Below are 2,048 nucleotides of genomic sequence, written 5' to 3'. Positions count from 1 at the left end.
GAGAAATACATATTTACATAGTTGTCATTGGCATTAGTAAATGATTATGATTTCTATTCATATTAGATAATCAGAATTTGTCACTCAGCATTCAAAACTCAAAACTCCTCACTCAAAAAAACTTTCCTTATCTTTGTATTTCATAATAAAATAAAATGATTTCAATAGATAACGTAGCGGTAGAGTTCGGTGGAAGAGCTCTTTTTAGTGATGTCACTTTCAACATCAACGACAAAGATAAAGTTGCCCTAATGGGAAAAAATGGAGCGGGAAAATCTACCCTCCTAAAAATCATAGCTGGTGTTGATAAGCCTACCAAAGGAAAAATATCTGCGCCTAATGATGCAGTAATTGCTTATTTACCTCAGCACTTGCTTACAGAAGATAACAGTACTGTTTTTGAAGAAACCTCAAAAGCGTTCTCTACAGTGTTGAATATGAAAGCAGAGATAGACGAATTAAATACTCAATTAGAAACACGTACTGATTATGAATCAGATGAGTATATGCACATCATCGAAAAGGTATCTGAATTGAGTGAAAAATATTATTCTATTGAAGAAATCAATTTTGATGCAGAAGTAGAAAAAACCTTGTTGGGTTTAGGGTTTTTACGTTCGGATTTCACTCGTCAAACTAGCGAATTTAGCGGGGGATGGCGTATGAGAATCGAATTAGCAAAAATCTTATTACAAAATCCAGACTTGATATTACTAGATGAGCCGACCAACCACATGGACATAGAGTCGATTCAGTGGTTAGAGGATTTCTTGATTAATAATGCTAAAGCCGTTATTGTTATTTCTCACGATAGAGCTTTTGTAGATAATATTACTAACCGTACCATTGAGTTGACAATGGGACGTATTTATGACTACAAAGTAAACTATTCTCAGTATTTACAACTCAGAAAAGAGCGTCAGGAACAACAACAAAAGCAATTCAATGACCAGCAAAAAATGATTGCTGAAACCCAAGAGTTTATCGACCGTTTCAAAGGGACTTATTCTAAAACTTTGCAGGTTCAATCAAGGGTAAAAATGTTGGAGAAGATAGAGATTGTAGAGGTAGACGAAATAGATACTTCGGCTCTAAATCTTAAATTTCCACCTGCTCCTCGTTCAGGAAATTATCCTGTCATTGTCGATCAAGTAAGTAAAAGCTACGGTGACCATGTAGTATTTAAAGATGCTTCAATAACTATTGAAAGAGGGGAGAAAATAGCTTTTGTAGGAAAGAATGGAGAAGGTAAATCAACGATGGTAAAAGCCATTATGGGCGAAATTCCTTTTGAAGGAGACTTAAAATTGGGGCATAATTCAATGATTGGTTACTTTGCACAGAACCAAGCATCTTTATTGGATGAAGATTTAACAGTTTTCCAAACCATTGATAACATTGCCGTTGGCGAAGTACGTACCAAAATCAAAGACATTCTTGGTGCATTTATGTTTGGTGGAGATAGTGTCAATAAAAAAGTAAGGGTATTGTCTGGAGGAGAAAAAACACGTTTGGCAATGGTGAAATTATTGTTAGAACCTGTGAATTTGTTGATTCTGGATGAACCTACAAACCATTTGGATTTAAAAACGAAAGATATTTTAAAGGATGCTTTAAAGAGTTTTGAAGGCACGATTATCTTGATTTCTCACGATAGGGATTTCTTAGACGGACTTGCTACCAAAGTATTTGAATTTGGAAACAAACGAGTAAAAGAACATTTTGAAGACATCACTGGTTTTCTTAGAAATAAAAAATTAGAAAACCTTAGAGAGATTGAGCGTAAAGAGAAGTAAGTATAGATAATAATGAATACTAAAATATAAGTTATCCCTAAATTTAAAATCATAAAAAAAGCGGTCAAGAAATTAATTCTGACCGCTTTTTTGTGATTGATGCATAACGAATTCCTACTGTTTGAGCGAAGTGAGTCGGTTCGCCGATGCGATTAGGAATTCTTGATTTTTTTACGGTCCGCCGTTGCGGTTACTTTTTGCATCAAGGCAAAAAGTAAGAACGAGTATAAATTCAAAGATTTCAAATTTTGC

1 protein-coding gene is annotated in these 2,048 nt (G+C 34.4%); it reads left to right on the top strand.

Annotation, left to right across the window (positions count from 1 at the left end):
* The first annotated feature begins 155 nt into the window (after positions 1-155).
* Complete coding sequence (locus AC07XN_RS24195) at positions 156-1,796, top strand: ABC-F family ATP-binding cassette domain-containing protein (RefSeq protein WP_494744907.1); 1,641 nt, start codon at positions 156-158, stop codon at positions 1,794-1,796.
* Positions 1,797-2,048 lie beyond the last annotated feature (252 nt).

Source organism: Arcicella sp. GW458-12-2-14-TSB2 (assembly GCF_059423785.1).
This window is presented reverse-complemented; position numbering and strand designations above follow the sequence as displayed.

Coding starts and splice junctions, on each gene's coding strand:
- AC07XN_RS24195 (WP_494744907.1), top strand. CDS start 156: ATGATTTCAATAGATAACGTAGCGGTAGAGTTCGGTGGAAGAGCTCTT.